1 protein-coding gene is annotated in these 881 nt (G+C 42.6%); it reads left to right on the top strand.

The window, feature by feature from the left end; genetic code table 11:
* Window positions 1-517: 517 nt before the first annotated feature.
* On the top strand, window positions 518-881 hold a 364-nt coding region (locus tag D8792_RS10820), incomplete at its 3' end, for a TrmH family RNA methyltransferase (RefSeq protein WP_312023824.1).

Raw genomic sequence — 881 nt, 5'->3', positions numbered from 1 at the left:
TTTAGTTTCATGGTAATCTAGGTCTCGGCTGGTCACTTTTCCTATAGTTTCATGGGAATCTAGGTCTCGGCTAGCTACTTTTCCTATAGTGTATTGGTATTCTAGGTCTCGGCTGGCCACTTTTCCTTTAGTTTCTTGGTAATCTAGGTCTCGGCTGGTCACTTTTCCTATAGATTCATGGCAACCTAGGTCTCGGCTGATTACTTTTCCTATAGATTCGTGGCAAATTAGGCCTCGGTCGGTCACTTTCCTTTAGTTTTTAAGGTAAATGATACTTGAGATAGCTGTTGGACAAAAGTAAGTGTCTGATGAGGGAGTATTTCTTTCTGTTTGGAAAACGGCTAGCGGAACTGGCTAGTCTAGCTTGTTTCTAGGTCTCAAATAGGGAATTGTTTCAAAAATAAATAGGATAACAAAATGAAGTTTTTAGCTGATTGCTGAGAAATGCTAGGCTGTCATAGAGAGATATTTAGCTTTTAGACAGATTTTTTGGGGGAGCTTGTGATATACTGTTAGTATGGAAAAAAATGATATTGTTTACGGCGTGCATGCTGTGACCGAGGCCTTGATGGCCAATACGGGAAATAAACTTTACATTCAGGACGACTTGCGTGGCAAAAACGTGAGCAAGCTGAAAGATTTGGCGGCAGAAAAGAAGGTCTCTATCTCTTGGACACCTAAGAAAACCTTGCAGGAGATGACGGATGGAGCCGTTCACCAAGGTTTTGTCTTGCGGGTATCAGAGTTTGCCTATGCAGATTTGGCGGATGTTTTGAAAAAAGCAGAGCAGGAAGAGAATCCTCTGTTGTTGATTTTGGATGGCTTGACAGACCCGCATAATCTGGGCTCTATCTTGCGGACGGCTGACGCTACCAATGTCA

Source organism: Streptococcus cristatus (assembly GCF_003943505.1).
Lineage (GTDB): Bacteria > Bacillota > Bacilli > Lactobacillales > Streptococcaceae > Streptococcus > Streptococcus cristatus_E.
Note: the sequence above shows the minus strand (reverse complement) of the source record. Positions and strands in the feature narration are given on the sequence as shown.